The sequence below is a fragment of the Conyzicola nivalis genome (assembly GCF_014639655.1).
Lineage (GTDB): Bacteria > Actinomycetota > Actinomycetes > Actinomycetales > Microbacteriaceae > Conyzicola > Conyzicola nivalis.
The window spans coordinates 518,148-534,337 of record NZ_BMGB01000001.1; the positions used below are offsets into that span (position 1 = coordinate 518,148).

At 63.7% G+C, this 16,190-nt stretch carries 15 protein-coding genes and 1 pseudogene; 8 read left to right on the forward strand and 8 right to left on the reverse strand.

What is annotated here, in order from left to right; all coding sequences use genetic code 11:
- Positions 1 to 102 precede the first annotated feature (102 nt).
- The 3 genes and pseudogenes from IEV96_RS16835 to IEV96_RS02545 all read right to left on the reverse strand — a co-directional run.
- Positions 103 to 327: pseudogene (locus tag IEV96_RS16835) on the reverse strand (helix-turn-helix domain-containing protein); the annotation flags it as partial.
- Positions 314 to 1,102, reverse strand: a complete 789-nt coding sequence (locus tag IEV96_RS02540; RefSeq protein ID WP_188509137.1) for a hypothetical protein — start codon at positions 1,100 to 1,102, stop codon at positions 314 to 316. The gene IEV96_RS02540 and the pseudogene IEV96_RS16835, both read right to left, overlap by 14 nt.
- Before the next feature lie 161 nt (positions 1,103 to 1,263).
- Positions 1,264 to 2,457: an MBL fold metallo-hydrolase gene (locus tag IEV96_RS02545; protein WP_188509138.1), complete on the reverse strand. Its 1,194-nt coding sequence runs from the start codon at positions 2,455 to 2,457 to the stop codon at positions 1,264 to 1,266.
- A gap of 353 nt (positions 2,458 to 2,810) precedes the next feature.
- On the opposite strand from IEV96_RS02545, the gene IEV96_RS02550 reads away from it, so the two are divergent.
- The 5 genes from IEV96_RS02550 to IEV96_RS02570 all read left to right on the forward strand — a co-directional run bounded on the left by IEV96_RS02550 (position 2,811) and on the right by IEV96_RS02570 (position 9,133).
- Positions 2,811 to 4,664, forward strand: coding sequence for a DUF262 domain-containing protein (locus tag IEV96_RS02550; RefSeq protein ID WP_188509139.1), 1,854 nt, complete (start codon positions 2,811 to 2,813; stop codon positions 4,662 to 4,664).
- Positions 4,665 to 4,951: 287 nt separating this feature from the next.
- Complete coding sequence (locus IEV96_RS02555) at positions 4,952 to 5,827, forward strand: hypothetical protein (protein ID WP_229732969.1); 876 nt, start codon at positions 4,952 to 4,954, stop codon at positions 5,825 to 5,827.
- A gap of 304 nt (positions 5,828 to 6,131) precedes the next feature.
- Entirely contained in the window at positions 6,132 to 6,680 is a 549-nt protein-coding gene (locus IEV96_RS02560; protein WP_188509141.1) for a hypothetical protein, read from the forward strand.
- A gap of 88 nt (positions 6,681 to 6,768) precedes the next feature.
- Positions 6,769 to 7,542, forward strand: coding sequence for a TIR domain-containing protein (locus IEV96_RS02565; protein WP_188509142.1), 774 nt, complete (start codon positions 6,769 to 6,771; stop codon positions 7,540 to 7,542).
- A gap of 703 nt (positions 7,543 to 8,245) precedes the next feature.
- Entirely contained in the window at positions 8,246 to 9,133 is an 888-nt protein-coding gene (locus IEV96_RS02570; protein WP_229732970.1) for an RNA polymerase sigma-70 factor, read from the forward strand.
- Between the two features lie 9 nt (positions 9,134 to 9,142).
- Here the strand turns inward: IEV96_RS02570 and qcrB are convergent, their stop codons facing one another.
- Together qcrB and IEV96_RS02580 are read right to left on the reverse strand one after the other, a co-directional pair.
- Positions 9,143 to 10,702 (reverse strand): cytochrome bc1 complex cytochrome b subunit, encoded by a 1,560-nt coding sequence (gene qcrB, locus IEV96_RS02575; RefSeq protein ID WP_188509144.1) that lies wholly within the window; start codon positions 10,700 to 10,702, stop codon positions 9,143 to 9,145.
- Entirely contained in the window at positions 10,699 to 12,015 is a 1,317-nt protein-coding gene (locus IEV96_RS02580; RefSeq protein WP_188509145.1) for an NAD(P)/FAD-dependent oxidoreductase, read from the reverse strand. Before IEV96_RS02580 ends, qcrB begins: the two co-directional genes overlap by 4 nt.
- A 326-nt stretch (positions 12,016 to 12,341) precedes the next feature.
- On the opposite strand from IEV96_RS02580, the gene IEV96_RS02585 reads away from it, so the two are divergent.
- A complete protein-coding gene (locus IEV96_RS02585; protein ID WP_188509146.1) occupies positions 12,342 to 12,761 on the forward strand; it encodes a hypothetical protein in 420 nt (139 codons plus the stop codon).
- A gap of 30 nt (positions 12,762 to 12,791) precedes the next feature.
- Entirely contained in the window at positions 12,792 to 13,136 is a 345-nt protein-coding gene (locus IEV96_RS02590) for a hypothetical protein (RefSeq protein ID WP_188509147.1), read from the forward strand.
- Positions 13,137 to 13,139: 3 nt separating this feature from the next.
- On the opposite strand, the gene IEV96_RS02595 is transcribed toward IEV96_RS02590, so the two are convergent.
- Positions 13,140 to 13,982 (reverse strand): helix-turn-helix transcriptional regulator, encoded by an 843-nt coding sequence (locus IEV96_RS02595; protein WP_188509148.1) that lies wholly within the window; start codon positions 13,980 to 13,982, stop codon positions 13,140 to 13,142.
- Between the two features lie 101 nt (positions 13,983 to 14,083).
- On the opposite strand from IEV96_RS02595, the gene IEV96_RS02600 reads away from it, so the two are divergent.
- Positions 14,084 to 14,830, forward strand: coding sequence for an SDR family oxidoreductase (locus tag IEV96_RS02600; RefSeq protein ID WP_188509149.1), 747 nt, complete (start codon positions 14,084 to 14,086; stop codon positions 14,828 to 14,830).
- Here the strand turns inward: IEV96_RS02600 and IEV96_RS02605 are convergent.
- Together IEV96_RS02605 and IEV96_RS02610 are read right to left on the reverse strand one after the other, a co-directional pair.
- Positions 14,827 to 15,243: a DUF1801 domain-containing protein gene (locus tag IEV96_RS02605; RefSeq protein ID WP_188509150.1), complete on the reverse strand. Its 417-nt coding sequence runs from the start codon at positions 15,241 to 15,243 to the stop codon at positions 14,827 to 14,829. The genes IEV96_RS02600 and IEV96_RS02605 overlap by 4 nt on opposite strands.
- 52 nt (positions 15,244 to 15,295) lie before the next feature.
- Positions 15,296 to 16,039, reverse strand: a complete 744-nt coding sequence (locus IEV96_RS02610) for a Gmad2 immunoglobulin-like domain-containing protein (RefSeq protein WP_229732973.1) — start codon at positions 16,037 to 16,039, stop codon at positions 15,296 to 15,298.
- Between the last annotated feature and the right edge of the window lie 151 nt (positions 16,040 to 16,190).

A 16,190-nucleotide genomic window follows, 5' to 3' on the forward strand; every position in this document is an offset into this window, starting at 1 on the left:
GTACGCCTCGGCTTCGTCTTGAGCCAGTTGAGTCGTAGAGCGGAGAGATCTGAAATGCGGCCGGCTGATTCGAGGCGGGGGCCCTCCTGCGAAGAATCGAGGGTCGACGCTTAGAGCTAGTGACAACTTCGCCACGGTCGCGCGGTTGGGCAACTTAGCCCCGCTCTCCCAGCCTGTGACTGATGCTGGGGACATGCCAATCGACTCTGCAAGATGCGCTTTCTTGAGTCCCGCCAGTTGGCGCGCCATAGTCAAGCGCTGACCGTTGAACAGCGACGTCGCATCCGCCAAAGCGCCCGAGGGCCGATTGTCGCTATTCAGAACCATCGGCGGTCTTGCCCCTACGTTCTGCGCGGACCGTGACGGAAATCTCTTCCACAACACCGGTCGGTGCGTTGCCTGGCATATCTGGCGACGCGGGAGCGCGGAGATCGAGCGGATGCTGCCCGCCACGCAGTAGCGGCTGGCGCCAGTGCCAACAGCCATCTCCGCGATATGCGGGGTTCTTGCTCTGTCCGACATACAGTTCGAACTGTCCCGTGATCGGATTCGATGCGTGAGCCGCGATGAGCGTCGAGCCGTCAAACTCGTCGTCGTCGGGGATACCCGGTAGTGACTGCAGACCCATGTCCTCGTCCTCGAACAGGGGCACGGAGGTAAGGAACTGCTGACCCGCGACCCGCTTCTTGGCGGGACGCATCCAACGAATCTTGTCGATCTGCCCTAATTTGTAAGACTGGATCAAGAGCCTGATGTCTCCCGACGCCCAGCCCGGGGACTGCTGATAGTCACTGCGGACGATGCTGCCGTTCTCAAGCGCGGGCATGGTAGCGAATGCTTGCGCGGAAATACCGCGACTGACAAAATCTTCGCCAAGTCCGGTGACGTCGGCACCGCGGATATATCGCCCGTTGCCCGTCGACCGATCCAACAAATCGCGAATGTAAACGTAGTTGTGACCGCCAACTATCGACTGATCATGGCCAGCGTCTTCGTCGAAGTCCTGGGCGGTTCGCGCGAACGCCACTGGCGCTGCCCATTTGATGACGGCAGCAAGGCCGGAGTCAGCGAGATGGTCTAGAGCTTCGTTTTCGGTGATCACGCGGTAAGTCTAACGCACGGTCAGTAATTTCGTGCCCGATTTTTACTCTGGGCGTGTTGGTTTGTAGTGGTATTCAATGAGCGAGCAGAGGTGCGGATTTCTCTGGCGAGATCGATCAGCACTCATTGAATCAGATCCTTCACACAACCCGAGACGACTCACTAATGTGCACCAATGCACGTGTTATGTAAATTCATGCCCCCCGGGGCCGCGGAAGACGCTTTGACTTCTTGATAGATCGTCGACGCAGGACGACACCATGTGCAGCAGCGCCTGCTCTTCAGCGCATCGTATTCGGGACGGTAAGACTGACCCTTTTGTCCTCCAGCGCTGATCATGATGAGCTTGCCCGATGCGCGGCTTAGCTCCGTCCAGACCCTGTTGTGGGCGGCGTTTGCTGAGGCGTGATGCGGAGCAGAGCTGGCACTGAGCGTGCTGATCACTTGGTCGAGTCCGAGAGGACTCGAGTGGTCGAGCCAATTCCCATCTGTGTCGCTCCAAATGACGGTTCCCCCGTTCGGAGAGCTGGGGTTGCTCCACAAGAGCGTGCACAAGGCGCGGCGGTTCTGGACTGTCAGGCGGGTAAGCGCGTAGGTGTAGGGGAGTCCCGGCGGGATGCGTACCGCGAGGGCATGCGGCGCTTCCGAGGCATTTACGAGCGTCGCAGTGCCAGGCCGGCCCTCGGTCTCCCACGTCTTACTCGTGCTGGAGAGCGCGAGGTCGATGGAGAAGAACCGTATTCGAACCGAGTTGGCGAGGGCAGCCGTGAGGATTCCGATCAGAGCCTTCGCGCGGTATCTCACTCGTTTGACGATCTCGCTCAGGTCCTTCGCGCCGTACCAGCGTCCCACTTTGCGTGGCGGCTCTTCGATCGAGAAGCCCCGGTCGGGCCGAAAAGTAGAGGGGGCCCATGAGGAGAGGTTAGTTCCTGCCAGAGCGAGCAGCTCAGGTGTCAGTTGGTTTCCGCCGGCGCCCTCGGCAATAGTCGTTATTTGGCCGGCGATGCTCGCCGCGAGGCCGCCGACGCTAACTGTGATGGCGTTATCGGGGAGCAGAGCGTTCTGATTGGTCTCGGCGATCTGCTTGATCAGGATTGCCCATTCGGCCGGGATCCACAGTTCTCGGAGAGATGATCTCGCGGTGTTGATGAGCTCGACTGCCCCTCGAATATGATCGCTGTCGTCGTGGCTGAGGATCAAGATCTCGGGATCATGTGCGCCCGCGTGCTTCCCCATCGACGCGGCGCCGCCGGCGTCCACCGCGACTACCGCGGTGTCTGAACCCCGCGTCCAGATGAAGCACTCCCCGTGCCCTGGACCTGGTGTCGGGCCTACGATCGCTGTCAGATCATTCATTGCTTCGGTCGTTTCTTTTGCTGGGATCGAAATTCTCGGATGGATCGCCAATAGCTGACGGAAGCTTAGGTGCCACAGTATCGTTTCCTCGGATACAGAGCTCGCCGGCCAGGTCTTTTCACTCGCGGCGAGAGGTTTGTAGGTGAATTCTTCGGACGATTGCCTCTCCGTGCCCAAGCCAGCGCGGCTAGGCTGCACGAGCGCTAGTCAGCGCTCTACACGCCTCGGGCGGGCATCACACGCGATGCTCGAACTGACCACAAAGTCCCAGCGGTCACGACCATCGATGCACCTCGCGGCGCCCCAATGCTCAATATCATGAAGGTGACGGGCTCTCCCGATATGGTCAGACAGTGCAAGCAAATACCTACCCGCTGAGCCAAATCCTTCTGCCGGACCGCCGGTACCTAATCCCCACATTTCAGCGCGACTATGAGTGGACTCGCGACGGACAATGGGAGCTGCTTTTTGAAGACCTTGCGGCAACAGCTGATCGTCTAATCGACGTGCGCACGAGCGGAGCGACCGACTCTGCCTTGCTAACGAAGGAAGCGAGCGTGTCGCCACACTTCCTCGGAGCGATCGTCGTCGCCTCGGTACTCTCTCCCACGGGCGGAATCACGTTGCGATCTGTCATCGACGGGCAACAGCGCCTCACCACAACTCAGTTGCTAGTCCGAGGCGTACTCGACGTACTCACAGCAGAAGGCTCTCTAAAGCAGCATCAACTTCGCGAGATGCTATTCAACAAGGAGTACCTTGTCGTGACCAACGAAGAGAAGTTCAAGCTCTGGCCGCGTCGAAACGATCGGCTCGTCTGGCCATCCGCGATCAGTGACGCAATACCAACCTACGAGGACTCGGATCACCTCTATTTGCAGGCGCGATCATTCTTCGCAACGAAGACCCTCGAGTACGTCGTCGACAACGAAGCCGTCGACCCTTTGCGCGTGGATGCCCTCGCCGACGCGCTATCCACACTCTTCAAGCTGGTCGTCATCGACCTAGAAGACAATGACGATGCCCAGGTCATCTTCGAGGTGCTGAACGGACGGCAGACGCCACTATCGGCAATAGACCTGGTGAAAAACCTCCTCTTTCTTCGAGGCGAGCTCGCCGCGGCGGACGTAGAGACGCTGTACGACAGATATTGGGCGCATTTCGACGAAACCTGGTGGAAGGAAGAAGTCGGCCGCGGCCACGCTCAACGTGGACGCCGAGACGTCCTCCTTTCCGTCTGGCTTACAGCCGAGCTGGGCAAAGAAGCAAGTGTGGGCCACCTTTACGCTGAGGCTCGTGCATACCTGAACGACGGACCGACCACAGAAGAAGTGCTCCAGAGTCTCGCGAAATACTCAACCGCGTACGAAGCGATCTACGGCCACATATCGGTGGCTGAAGGTGAAATCCAGAATGCCTACGAGCGGATACGAAACCTCGACATCGCAACGGCCGTCCCCCTCCTAGCGTGGCTACGAACGGTACCCCTTGATCAGCTTGCGTCGGCGGATCACGTGCGTGCAGTGCGTGCAATCGAGTCGTGGGCCCTCCGACGGGCATTTCTCGGTCTCCAAACACGTGGGTATGGAGCTCATTTGACGCGAGTGTTGAACGATGCAAAACGGGCCATCGATGCTGACACCGATGTTGCGGACGCGATTATCGACTCTCTTCAACGAGGCGCGCTCGCGTGGCCCACGGATCGCGATGTAGTGGCTGCTTTTAGAGACAACCGGTTCTACGGAACTATCGGACAGCCTCGAATAGCGTTGCTTTTATCGGCAATCGACGCGCGTCTTCGCGAGACGGACCCACACCAGCCGTCCGCGAACATTGACTACTCCAAACTCCAGGTGGAGCACGTGATGCCCCAGTCATGGGAAACGAATTGGCCAGTCCTAGAGAATGGACGGCCAGGGATGGAGGACGACACCGATCCGACCTGGCTCAACGCCAGCGACGAGCGCAACCGAGCAGTGAATCGCCTCGGCAACTTGACTCTCGTGACTGGATCCTTCAACGGACATCTTTCAAACGACGCGTGGTCGGTGAAGCGAACCGAGTTCGCGAAGCAGAACACGCTTGTCATCAACTTCGCTGTCGCTAATAGCGATTCGTGGGATGAAGGCCGGATCAGTGCCAGAGCGTTCGAGCTCGCAACCGTCGCGACGGATATATGGCTCTCGGCTGACGCTTTGCGCGCTTAGCAGTCGCCGTAATCGGTGAAAACTCTCTCGCTGGGGCCACCGCAGGTGCACGGGCTTGTCCGTCAGGCATCACGCGTGCAATCGGACTCCGCAAATCAAACAGCGGTCGAAGAGCACCGCGCCAGAACGCTCGTTCACTGAAACAATTCATACTGATTACGGTTGAGCGGAGGAGCGGTTTGGACGTGCGGGCAATTTATGAGTTTCCAGTCCCAATCTGGACAACGTGCGAGAGCTTGGGGCGGTCCTATGAGACGGGCCTCGGGGCTCTGCAATTCGACGTTCTGATGCCCGCGGACGAACCACCTTTGGGCGGTCCGCCAGTCGTGCCGGCGACGGGACACGCCATCACAACACCTGACGCGCAAACGGTGTGGACGCAGGAGTATGGCGCATTCATCCCTAAGTCGCTTCGTCCGGCCACGGCGGTCCACCGCGTGGGCGTGGCGGCTGTCGTCGGACAAATCTATGCTGATCGGCCATGGCTCACGCCTGATCACCAGCTCGCTGAGTCGGTGGATAGATGGTTCGATAGTGCCCGCACTTGGATCGAGATCTTGACCGGTCAGGATCTCGATCCGCGTCACCGAGTGTACGACGCCGAAGCTGTCGGAACCGGGTTGACGTTCGTTGAACCATCCCATCAAGGCGCCTTAGGTCTCACTATCACCACGCCCCATATCAGGCCGCTCCGTCAGGTGGAATGGACGGCGATACTCAAATTCGTCCGCGAGGGTACCGAGCCTCCCCTTGAGGAGATACTCAGTCGTGATGCGCGTGCCGCGCAAAGACGCGGCGCCAATCGGCGCGCGGTCCTCGACGCCGCAACCGCCGTCGAGATCGCTCTAGGCCAACACATTCGCAAACGCAGTACAGAGCTTCCCCAATCTCAACAGAAGCGAATCAACGACAGGACGGCTCTCGGCGACTACATCTCGATCGCCGAGGACTCCCATACTGATCTCGCCGTTGCTATCGATCAGCTGCGCGCCGTTAACAAACTCCGCAACAACGCCGCGCACCGGGGTGAGGCTCCGGACAACTGGGAAGCCGCCACTGCTGTGCAGGTGATGATTGATTTTCTAGGCGCTCACGGTCGCTACCGCAGGACGGGTACATCTGAGCCCGACGGAGGGGAGTTCGTTGTGGCGGACCGCAAGTAAGGCGCGGTGAATACGCCGCTTCGAGCAATGCGGGCCGACGCTTTCAGGCATCCGAGGCTCACATCTACTGGACATTGCGGCGACGAGGCCGACAGCCGTAATGCCTCCGAAAGGCGCCTCGAGCAGGGGTGTTAACGGCGCTCGGTCATCGGTTGCACCATACCTGCTCGATTGCTGCAACTGAGTTGCGCTCGGTCTGAACGCGCGAATAGCGAATATCTTCGTAGTCGACGGTAGACGTCGATTACGAACGGACGCGGGTGTTGAGGCGCCGATCGCGCTATGACCTGCGAGTATTTGTCGCGTGGTAAAACCTTCGGAAACAATCGCGCGCGACCGGGAGCGAATCGTGCGCTTTCGCGACGTGCTTCAACGATTACTGGCATCCGAAAATGGTGATGGCGATGACGATCTCGTCAGTGAAGTGTCTGTAGCGGCGGGGGAGGCTCGCCGAGCATACGCACGAAACGATGGTCGCTCGTTCGCGGTGCAGGACGGCATCTGCTTGGTACCCAACGCAGATCCGATGAGCCACTGGGCTTCACTTGTCAGCGCTAACAGTGATCTGAACGCAACGAAGGTCATCACCTCGCTCGACCTGGCGATTGGTCGTGCGCAAGTGCGATTTGAGGACGCGCAACGCAACGAGCGCGGAGTAGTGGGCGTCGTGAGCGCTATTTTCCGATGGCCGACCACGTTGCGGAACGCAGTCGGTCCCAGCCTTCAACAACAGCGCGCAGCACAGACGCTAGGTATTTTGGGGCAAATTGTTGTTGCTGCCGTCGGTCCTACCCTCAGCGCTGCGATCGTGCAGGCCGCCGTAATTCTATGGCAGACCATCTTCGCAGGATAGGACAGTCCTCATGGGCGAGGGCGGAAGGCAAGCATCGGCTGACGCTCAGATATAGTTCACTCATCTTTCTAGTGATATTGGAGTCACATTGGCCGACGCTCTTGACCCTTCGCTATTCATCGGTTCTTCGACTGAAGGGCTGAGGTACGCCAAAGCTTTGCAGGCTGAACTCGATCGTTCGTGCGAGCCGAGCATCTGGACTCAAGGGGCCTTCAACTCGACCGCAAGCACCCTTCAATCGTTATTGGAAAAAGCCGCCAACGTGGATTTCGCGGCTCTAATACTCACGCCGGACGACCTTGTCGAAACGCGCAACACGGTGAGACAAGCGCCTAGGGACAACGTTATTTTCGAGCTGGGTATTTTCCTGGGGTCTATTGGACCCGAACGCGTATTCCTGATCGTCCCTCGCGATACGCCCATGGGCCTTCCATCTGACTTGGCTGGTATCAATCAATTGGATTTCCGCTCCAATCGGCAGGATGGCAATTTGCACGCAGCAATGGGGGTCGTCGCGACTAAAATGGAGCCCATCATCAGTCGCCTTGGCCTGCTGCATCCTCAAGAGATCCCATCTATGGCCGAGGCGATTGAAAGCCATTCTCGGCGAAACACGCCCGCCGAAGAATCGGCGGCGCTCGAAAAAGAGCTTGATGCAATAGTGAAAGCGGCTGAGGCGCAAAAATGGGTAATACGCACCCGTTCAGACACCGCCTTTCGCTTGGTAGCTCCAGATGGCGCCCGTTACAGCTTCCCGATAGGCCAACCTGCTTTGACGCGAAATGAGTTACGGCCCTTCGCCCTCCAGCTAAAGAAGGCCGGGCTGCGTATTTCCAGCTTGGTTACGAATGCTCCAGCTTGAGTGCCAGGTATCATTTCGCCTGATTTGAGTTCCCGGCGAGCGCAGTTGCCGACGCTATCTTTCGATTCTTCGCAGTGTTCGCGCGCGTAAGTGGAAGGTTGATCACCTTGCTGAGCGGGCGGTGCCAACGACCGAGCGCTCAGAAGAGTGCTGTCGTCTCGGCCAGATGGAGACGCCGATCGATACATTCCCCGATGGAAGAAAAGCACCAATAGGCCGATCATCGGCTGGAAACCGCCTCGGCGTTGCGTATATGACCCGGGCCGTCGAAGTCGCGGAGTGGCTTCTTGGTGTTGTGTTGTGGGCGACCTGCAAACTTGGATGCAACTGGTCGGACGAGATACGGGGCGCCGCGGGAGCTGCCTTCGGAAGCGCCATGCGTCAGCCTTCGCGCGGCCCGCATTCCGGGCGTGCCAGCGCGATGACCGGCAGTGGAGAGAGCTGACGAGTCGCCATGTTCCAGTTCGATCCTGGAGAAAGAGGATATTTGAGATCAGTGCGGAGGATAGGGAAGCGCTTTTCCCTCTTGACCTCCCCATGCGTTTGCTGGGAACAGGGAGTACTTAGGACGGCCCACCACGACAAACACGAAACGCTCTCCTCCGGGAGGGCGTTTCGTCGTTAACGCGGGCTCGTCAGCCCTCGCGCCGACACCCCCGCAACTCGGTAAAATCGTCGGACACCCCCGACCGAGTGGATGCCCGTGTCACACGCAGCCGACAGCGACCTCGACGATGCGGTCGAGGCGTTCCAGAGAGTGCGCCGCCGGCTGTTCGGCATCGCCTACCGCATGCTCGGAAGCGTCTCCGAGGCGGAGGACATCGTGCAGGAGGCGTGGCTACGCTGGCAGTCGACCGACCGGACGCTGGTCCGCAGCCCCGAGGCGTTCCTGATGACGACGACCACGCGGCTCGCGATCACGGCGGCGACGACCGCACGTGTCAGGCACGAGGTGTACGTCGGGCCGTGGCTGCCCGAGCCGGTGTCGACCACTGACGATCCGGCACTCGGCGCCGAGAGTGCGGAGACGCTCGCGGTGGCGGTGCTGCTGATGCTCGAGCGTCTAACGCCGACCGAGCGCGCCGTCTACGTGCTGCGTGAAGCCTTCGAGTACCCGTTCGCGCAGATCGCCGAGGTGCTCGAGACGAGCGAGTCGAACGCGCGCCAGATCGGTCGACGCGCTCGGCTGCACCTAGCCGAGGAGCGACACGAGCCGGTGTCCGACTCCGAACACGACCGGCTGCTCGAGGCGCTTCTCGCCGCGATGCGCCTCGGCGACCTGGAATCGCTTGAGGCGGTGCTGGCTGAGGACGTCGTGTCGATCTCCGACGGGGGAGGCGTGGTCTCGGCGAGCCGCAGGCCCGTCGTCGGCCGCGACCACGTCGGCCGCTTCCTTGCCGGAGTCGTGCGGAAGGCACGGGCCGGATTCCGGATCGACGTGGTGAAGGTGAACAGCCGGTCGAGCGCGCTGATCTCCTACGACGACGAGCCGGCGGTCGTCATCTCGATCGACGGCTCGGCGGCCGGAATCGAGGGAATCTACGTCGTGGCCAACCCGACCAAGCTGCAGGGGTTGGGCGTCGCGCGATAGCCGTCGGTCCTAGTGGGGCCCGTCCAGTTCTCCGCGGGTCACCGGCGCCACCCGGTCCTCGAAGAACAGCCGGGACAACCGCACGCGAAGCCGCTGCGATCTCGAGACCCGGCCGCGAGCATCCGGTCGCATCTTCAGGGGAGCCTGCTCCTCGAAATCGACGAGGCGCCACCGCTCGTATTCGCCGACGGGCTTGTGCATCTCGATGTATTCGCCTCCCTGGAGGCGCACGATGCGTCCCGTCTCGACGCCGTGAAGTACGAGCTCGCGGTCCTTGCGCTGCAGCGCGAGGGCCACCTGACGCGTGACGATGAAGCCGACGAGGGGACCCACGACGAGCAACGCTTGATAGAAGTGGATGATGCCCTCGATCGACAACCTGAAGTGCGAGGCGGCGACGTCGGCACTCGCCGCACCCCACAGGGCGACGTAGAAGACCACGCCGGCGACACCGATGGCGGTGCGCACGGGCGCGTTGCGGGGGCGATCGAGGATGTGATGCTCGCGCTTGTCTCCCGTGATCCACTCCTCCGCGAAGGGGTAGACGAGCACGAGCAGCATAAAGACACCGATGGCGGTCAATGGTGCGAGCACGGCGAGCGTGAGGGTGTGGCCGAACACCACCACCTCCCATCCCGGCGGCACGAGGCGCAAAGCACCGTCGAGGAAGCCCATGTACCAGTCGGGCTGGCTGCCCGCGGTGGCGTCGCCCGGCGAAGACGGCCCGTAGTTCCAGACCGGGTTGATCGTGACGGTTGCAGAAATGAGCATCACGAGCGCGAAGACGAGGAAGAACAGTCCGCCGGTCTTCAGGGCGTACTTGGGCAGCACGGGAACCCCGACGACGTTGTCGTCCGTGCGGCCGGGGCCCGCGAACTGCGGAGGTCGCTGCGAGACGATCCGCGCGATGTAGAGCACAACGAGGGCCAGGATCAGCAGCGGCACGACGATCGCGTGCGCGGGGTAGAAGGTCGCAATGATCGTGCTCGGGAATTCGCCGCCGAACACGAGGAACGACAACCAAGTGCCGACGACGGGAATGCCCAGGATGACGCCGTGCACGATACGCAGCCCGCTGCCGGAGAGCATGTCGTCGGGGAGGGCGTAGCCCGTCCAACCCGCGACCAGGCTCAGCACGAAAACGAAGAACGCGACCACCCAGTTCAGCCGGCGCGGCCTGCGGAACGCCCCGGTGAAGAACATGCTCAGGAGGTGTGCGCCGAGGGCGGCGAGCAGCAGCAGCGACGCCCAGTGGTGAGCCTGCCGGATGAGCAGTCCGCCGCGCACGTCGAAGGTGACGTGCAACGTCGAGTCGAGCGCGCGGGACATCTCGATGCCCTGCAGCGGCACGTAGGCGCCGTCGTACTCGACCATCGTGGTCGACGGGTCGTAGAAGAACGTCAGGAAGATGCCCGTGACGAAGACGATGACGAGGCTGTATAGCGCGACCTCGGCGAACATCGACGACCAGTGTGTCGGTACCGCGCGATGGCGCAGACCTTCGGCGACGCGCGCCGCTCGCGACCCGTTCAGCGCCGCAGCGGCGCGCTCGGTCAGGGCGGTTTTCATCGCCGTGCGCCGACCCGCTCGAACGCGTCACGCGGGTGCTGCGTCTGCTCGAGCGAGACGATGTCGCGCCCGAGCACGAGGGAGAGGATCCAGGCAGCGAGCACGCGCACCTTGCGCTCCCAGGTCGGGATGGCGAGCACGTGGTATCCGCGGTGCATGACCCAGGCGGGGAAGCCCTTCACGACGAACGGGCCGGACTGGAACACCCCCGTGTACAGTCCGAGCGTCGCCACGACGCCGAGGTTGGCGTGCACGTAGTCGTGGGGCAGCTCGCCACGCAGGCTCGCCACGAGGTTCTTCGCCAGCCGCTTGCCCTGCCGCACGGCGTGCTGGGCGTTCGGCACGGTCGTCGACTGGGCGGCGGTGCGGCTCACGTCGGGCACCGCGGCGTTGTCGCCGGCACCCCATGCGTCCACGACGATCTTGCCCGCGTCACGCACGCGCAGGTCGGCCTTGACGACGAGGCTCCCGCGGTCGTCGACGGGCAGGTCGGTGTGTCTGGCGACGACCGGATTGGCCGCTGTTCCCGCCGTCCAGACGATGAGGTCGGAGTCGAACTCCTCGCCCGTCGAGAGCGCCACGTGGCCGTCGACCGCGGAAACCAACTGGGTGTTCAGGTGCACGCGACCGCCACGGTCCTCGAGCGATTCGACGACCCACCGTCCGGTTTTCTCCGAGACCTCGGGCAGGATGCGACCCGTCGCTTCGACGAGCCTGAAGTCGAGCTCGTCGAAACTCAGCTCGGGGTACGAGCCGAGTAGAGCGGTGGCGAGGGACAGCAATTCGCCGAACCCCTCGACACCGGCGAACCCGCCGCCGACGAACGTCGCGGTGAGCAGGCGCTGGCGATCCGGTCCTGGCTGCAGAGCCGCGGCGCGGTCGAAGTTGGCGAGCAGCCGGTCGCGCACCGCGACGGCCTCCTCGATCGTCTTGAGCCCGATCGCCTCGCTCTTCACGCCGGGAATCGGGAACGTGCGTGTGACGGCTCCGGCCGTGACTACCACGATGTCGTAGTCCAGGTCGTACTCGTCGCCCACGGCCGGCTGCACCGTGACGGTCTTGCGGGCGTGATCGACGCGGGTGACCGTCGCACTGAGCAACTCGGTGCGGTGCAGGTGGCGCCGCGGCGACACGAGCGCGTGTCGCGGTTCGACCGACCCGGCCATCACCTCCGGCAGAAACGGCTGGTAGGTCATGTACGGAAGCGGGTCGATGACCACGACCTCCGCCTCGCCGTGCCGCAGGCGCTTCTCGAGATTCCAGGCCGTGTAGAAGCCGGCGTAGCCACCGCCGACAATCACAATTCTTCGCATCGTCATCCTCCCGACCCGGGTGCCCGGGCGCCGCCGGGTCGACGATCGCCGCTTGCGGAGCACTTTTGTGGGTCATTACTTAAGACCGGATGATCCGGGGATTCGTGACAGCGTGCGGGGTGCTGAGATCGGCCCGACCGTTGGCATTATTCACGAGGATTAGTCGGTGTCTGAGTAGACTCTTCATCATGAAAACGCGGGCGGGGAAATGGGCGGTCACACTTGTCGCGATCGGGCTGCTGACTGTGATGCCAGGATGTGCCTCAACCTCTGACGGAGCTGATTCGCTCGCTCCAGTCGCCACCCCCACTGCCTCCGACGCCCCGGTGGAATGGCCCGCCGGAGCCGACGACGATACGCCCGAGTGCCAAGACGCGTCGGCCGCGACGCTCGCCATCGTCAACGAATCGCTCCACACGGTGGCCGTCGAGGACGGACTCGTGGAATCCGTCCTGCACTGGCTGAGCGCCCGTCCAGACCGAGAGCTGGGGGTGTGGACGCTGACCGGCCTGATCGAGAACGAGCAGACCGCCCGCGGCACCGAGGGAGGCTACTTCGCCGTGTGGGCCACCCGCGGCGATCCGACCTCGGCGACGTTCGACGACCCGATCTTCTGGGTGAGCGGTGTAGCGAGCAGCCTCACCCGCTTCGGCCCGCTTCTTCCCGCGTATGTCGGCGCCTCCGACATGGAGGACGTGCCGCCGGCCGCGATCGGCTGCGGCACCACCCGGGCACGCACGCCGTAGCGGCGCCGGAGGACGAGCTCGGATGATTCAATGGACACCGTTATGGGCATCGAGGTACTCCTGAAAACGTCAGACCCGCTGGCGCGGACCGTCGGTGTGGTGAAAGCGCGCGCCGCCCATGCCGGCCTCGAGGGTGTCAGCGAGCTCAGCCATCACGACGGCAGCGTGCGGCTCGTGTTCGAACGGCCGGCGGGCAAGCAGTTCATCATCACGCTGCAACCGGACGGCGAGATCCACGCCGAATCGTTCGGGGTCCCGCGCGATACGGGCGACGCAGACCTCGTCGTCATCGAGTCGCTGCTGCCCGGTGCGACGATCGTGGGGATGAACCCCTCGTGGGACAGCGACCTCGACGACAGCGACCTCGGGCAGTAGCTATCAGGCCTCGGCGAACCGCTGCTGCCCGACGACGGCCAGCAGCGCCAACTTCTCCGCGGCCTCGCTGCGCGGCGCGGCCGTGAGTACGAGCAGCGTCTGACCTTGATCCTCGGTGAACAGTGCCTGGCAGTCGAGTTCGATGAGCCCCAACTCGGGGTGGATCAGCGTCTTGTGGTCGCTGAACCGCGTCGCGACATCCTGCAAGTCCCAGACCTCCGCGAACTCGGGGCTCACCTTGCGCAGCTCCCGAACCAGCGTGCCGGCCCGCGATCGCGGCCCCGCCGTTCCGAACGCGGCACGGAGGCCGGCCACCTGCAGGCGGCCCTGCTTGGCGCGGTCGTCGACGGGATAGATCTGCCGCTCTGACGGGTCGGTGAACCACCGGTAGACGCCGCTGCGCGCGAGACCCGTGAAGCGGGAGTGGTCGCCGAGCAACGCGGCTCCCAGACGGTTCTGCGCGAGGGTCTCGCCGAGGCTGGAGAGCACGAAGGCAGGCGTCTCCTCGAGGCGGTCGAACACGCGCAGTAGTGCGGGGGAGACGTGGGTGTCGAGCGGTGTGCGCGGGGGAGCGTTGTGCCCGGCGAGGCGGTACAGGTAGTCCCGCTCGTCGTTGCTCAGCCGCATCGCCCGGGCGAGCGCCGACAGCATCTGCTCCGACGGCTGCGGACCGCGGGACTGTTCGAGGCGCACGTAGTAGTCGGTGGACATGCCCGCGAGTGCGGCGACCTCTTCGCGGCGCAGGCCGGGCACGAGCCGACGGGCGCCCTCGGCGAGCCCCACGTCTTCGGGACGGAGGCCGGCACGGCGTGAGCGGAGAAAGTCGGCGAGGGGTGCGCGGTCCATGGGTCCATCATCCGGCACGCGGGTGTCCGTCGACAGGGACCGGCAGTCCTACGACAACGGCTCCTCTCCCGCCCGATCGCGCCGCCGCGCACACTCGAGCCATGAACCTCACCGCAAACACCATCTTCATTCCCGGCGCGACCTCGGGCATCGGCCTGGCTCTCGCCCTCCGCCTGCAGGCCGCGGGCAACACCGTCGTGATCGGCGGCCGCCGCACCGCGGTGCTGGAGCAGCTCGCGACCGAGCACGGTCTCGGCACCGTCACCATCGACACCACCGACGCCGCATCCGTTCTCGCCGCCCGCGACCGCTTGCTGTCGGAGCATCCCGACCTGAACGTACTCGTGGCCATGGCGGGCGTGATGGACGCCGAGGACGTGCGCGGCGCCGGCTTCCTGCCGACGGCCGAGCGCATCGTCGAGACGAACATCAACGGACCCCTGCGCCTCATCGCGGCGTTCATCGAGCACCTGCAGACCCGGCCGGACGCGACGCTTATGACCGTCTCCTCGGGCCTCGCCCACACCCCGCTCGCCTTCACGCCCACGTACAACGGATCGAAGGCGTTCATCCACCAGTACAGCGAGACCATCCGCCTGCAGCTGGCCGGCACGAGTGTGCGCGTCGTCGAGCTCGTGCCGCCCGCCGTGCAGACCGAGCTCATGCCGGGCAACTCGGTGAACGAGCACTTCATGCCGCTCGACGCCTTCGTCGACGAGGTCATGGCACTGCTGGAATCCCAGCCGGACGCCACCGAGATCCTGGTCGAGACCGTGAAATTCCTGCGGTTCGCCGAGGTCGAGGGGCGCTACGCGGCGACGGTCGCCGCGATCAACGCCGCGGGCTAGACCGCGACCTGCCCGAACCCGCTCGCCGAGGCGGCCGCGTACGACTTCGCGATGATCGACTCGAGCACTGCCAGGTCGACGCGCTGGAGATCCTTGATGTAGAGACACACGGCGCCCGTCGTGTGTTCGCCCAACCCCTGGAGCTCTTGCTCGTGCGCGGCCGTGCCATCGGCCAGGTAGACGGTCGTCGCGGCCTTGCGCGGCGAGAACCCGGCCGCGCTCGCGTCGCCCTCGCGCCCGCTGGCGTACCTGTAGTGGTACGCGCCGAATCCGACGATCGTCGGGCCCCACATGCGCGGTGGTTCGCCGGTAATGCGACCCATGAGGTGCAGCAGTGTCTCGGCGTCGCGCTTGCGCACCGGGCCCTCGATCTGGTCGATGAACGCTCGTACGTCTCCGTCATTGGGGATCATGCCCCCACGATAGCGGGCGAGCCCGCTGCACGCCGTCCGGGTTGTGTCGCAGTTACTCGATCAGCAGCTGCACCGGAAACTCATTCTCGAACGCGCCGTCTTTCGCCGAGATGTTGAACGCGACCAGATCGTAGAACCCCGGCGCCACACCCGCGGGAAGCGTCAGGAGCTCGGAGAACGGGGAGTCGACGCCACCCTCTCCGGTCATCAGGTTGCGCGAGAAGACCACCGTGCCCGCCGCATCGCGCAACTCGACGGTGAGCGCCGCCTCGAATACCGTCGCCCGGCCCTCGATCAAAAGAGGCCCGCCAGCCGATACCGTGTCGCCGCAAACCGGGCTGGTGACCACGATGTCCGGCCGGTCGGCCGACAGGGTCACTGGTAGCTCGACCAGGTTGACGATCGAACCGTCGGCGGCGCTTCGCTCGAAGGCCCTCAGCACGATCGACTCCTCCGTGTCGCCCTGCGGAACGACGCCCAACACGGCCTGCCACGCGCCCTCGGTGCCGCTGCCCGAGCTCGCGGTCACCTCCCGAACGCAGAGGGTATCGCCCGTCTTGTTCTGGGCGTCCACCACCAGCTGCGCCTCGAACGTGTTCGCCGTTCCCGTCAGGGCGACGGGCGTCAGCACCGTCGTGTCTCTGGTCGGGGTGAGGATGCGGATGCGGGGGTCGCCGGTGGGGCTCGCGGTGGGGCCGGGCGAGGAACCGGACGGACTCGGCGTCGGGCCGGGCGTCGGGGGCGTGCCACCACCCGGTGCGCAGGCGACGACCGCCACGACAGTGGCGGCGCACATCGCAATCAAATAGCTCGATCTGCGCAGGGACATGGCCCCGCTCCCTTCCGATCGCAATTTTACGCTCGTGGTCAGCGGATGCAACGGGCCACCGACACACCTTTGCGGGGCCGCCCCGGCTACCGGCCCGATGCGCTCCCGTGGCACGATC